A 2,237-nucleotide genomic window follows, 5' to 3' on the forward strand; every position below is an offset into this window, starting at 1 on the left:
CAACGATCAGATGAAATTTCATAACGGTCAGTCATGATGGCCCTCTTGGCAACCAGAGGACATCATTTTAACCAAGGCGACTTTTCAGACAAACCCTAGGTAAAAGAAGGCGTGGCGCTAATCAAATTTGAATTGAAAGGGGCACCAGTTCCAGCACCTGCAACATTACGGCATCCCGAATACCACGCCGGATCGACTCGTACTCAAGCTTCTGCAGGCACGCCTGCTCTCCATTCAACAGGTTATCGAAGAGCGCAGTGCACCTCGTGCGAACCGTTGGATCGGTCAAACGGTAACACTTGGGAAGATCGGTAATTTCAAAACGGCTGCCCTGCCGTTCCAGTGCGTGAGCAAGGGCACTCTCTTCAATCGCAATGCCCAGTGCATCCAATTGCAGCGGCGTACTCAATTCCGGAAGATTCTCGCCGTGCGCGACGATAATGCTCGACTCTGGAAGCGTGTGCCCGGCACAGAACGCAGGACCGTTGGCACTCAACGGCAAGGCGAAAATAATCGCCCCCTTCCAGGCTGTACCACTCTTGACCAAGGCCTGATTAGAGCGGTCGCGGACCAGTTGCAGCCAGTCCGAACGGAATTCCGTCAGCTCGCCTTCAAAGCCACCGGGCGTCACCTGGTCGTAACGAACCTGCCAGCCGCTGAGGTTGCGACCGTGCTCGTCGATGTCACAGGTTTGAAAACGCCGCAGGTGAGGTGGCGGTGCCGCGTCAATCGAAGCCTTGTTTGTCTCCACATAACGACTACTCATCGGCCTTGCCCCTTAATACGTCTCAAGGTCATTCGGCTAAGTGAAGGCAAGTTTCATTCCGGCAGCAAGGAGTTTGGGTGATTAATACAGCGAAGCTACCAAACTGCTTTCAAGCTTAATAAAAACTATACTCGCTTCAAATAGAAAGCGTCCCGTTGAGTCATGGTGTAGGCCCACTCGCTGTCACAGCAAGACAAGCGGCCATCGCTCTCGAGTACTGATCACGTATACCGGCAATATATCATCACGCATCTCGACCAAGGCATGTGCCGTCGATTACACTTCAGCTGGCATAAGTATGGAAAACAGCACATGCCACAAAGAAGAAACCTGAAAGACTCTATTTTCATACCCTTGAAGCTGTCTCAGCTGATCGGCCTTTTCAGTTGGATTATCAGCTGGTATGTGAATCCGTCTATTGAGCAATCACTGGATATATTTATTTATTGCGCTCTGGCGGGGGCGACGCTGTCAATCATTGTCACTTCCAACAGCAGAAGCATGACGACGTGGCGCCTGTTCGGCATTATCTACATGACCTCACTTACCGTTCTGTTCAAGGTACAGATCGAACGCATGGGCGTAGAGGCGTCGATGTGGGGATTGGTTGTCACTTCCCTGCTCATCACGGGAATGAGCGTATTCTTCGTCAAGTTTATTGACTACGTCGCTGCGGCTGCTCTGATCTGGTTGATCATGTGGCAAACGGACCTGACGGCAGTCGGCGTCGACCATGCGCCTTTGTCTTATGTTTTCCTGATCAGCTCGACCTTGTTGGGCGGCTCCCTGAATGCAACCTTCCTGAGCCTGGTCATGCAGACCATGGCGGCGAGTGATCGCTACCAGAAGCTGTCCGAAACCGACACGCTGACGAACGCCCCAAATCGCCGTGCTCTGGTCACCAGCCTGGACAACGCACTGACGTCAGATGATAAGTCCTCGCTGTGGTTCGCCATGCTGGATCTGGATAACTTTAAAAGCATCAACGACAACCATGGCCACGACGTGGGTGACAATGTCCTTATATGTTTCGCAACACTCATAAAAAGCACAACGGGGCTGGTCAGCTTTGGTCGCCTGGGGGGAGAAGAGTTTGGCGTGATGTTATCCGCAGCAAACGCAGCAGACGCCATAGCGGCAATGGATCATTTATTGATGCACGCCCAAAAAGACCAAGCAGCGAAAATGCCCTATTCATTCATTGCAGGTATTGCGAGTTTGGCTCGGGCAAAAAACGTCAATGACCTGTTAAAAGAAGCCGATGAAAATTTGTATCTCGCCAAACGGAGCGGCAGACAATGTATTGCCTTTGAAGGCAGGATAGTTTCCGCGACCGCTGGAAGTGTGGAAAAGCAGAACCAAGGGGTGAAATCGGTTAATACCCATGCATAGCGCTCGGTGGGAGTATCAGTTTTTTTGTGTTCGGGCTGGTTAGGGCCTGCCGTCAGGCAGGCCCTTGTTTTACCAGCTC

The 2,237-nt window shown here is 51.9% G+C and carries 1 protein-coding gene and 1 pseudogene; one reads left to right on the forward strand and one right to left on the reverse strand.

Features of this window, described 5'->3' with window-relative positions; all coding sequences use genetic code 11:
* Positions 1-142: 142 nt before the first annotated feature.
* A pseudogene (locus tag AO277_RS12690) lies at positions 143-766 on the reverse strand (helix-turn-helix domain-containing protein); the annotation flags it as partial.
* A 312-nt stretch (positions 767-1,078) separates the two neighbouring features.
* Here AO277_RS12690 and AO277_RS12695 point away from each other — a divergent pair.
* Complete coding sequence (locus tag AO277_RS12695; RefSeq protein WP_044320174.1) at positions 1,079-2,158, forward strand: GGDEF domain-containing protein; 1,080 nt, start codon at positions 1,079-1,081, stop codon at positions 2,156-2,158.
* Positions 2,159-2,237: the final 79 nt, after the last annotated feature.

This window comes from Pseudomonas amygdali, from assembly GCF_002699855.1.
Lineage (GTDB): Bacteria > Pseudomonadota > Gammaproteobacteria > Pseudomonadales > Pseudomonadaceae > Aquipseudomonas > Aquipseudomonas amygdali.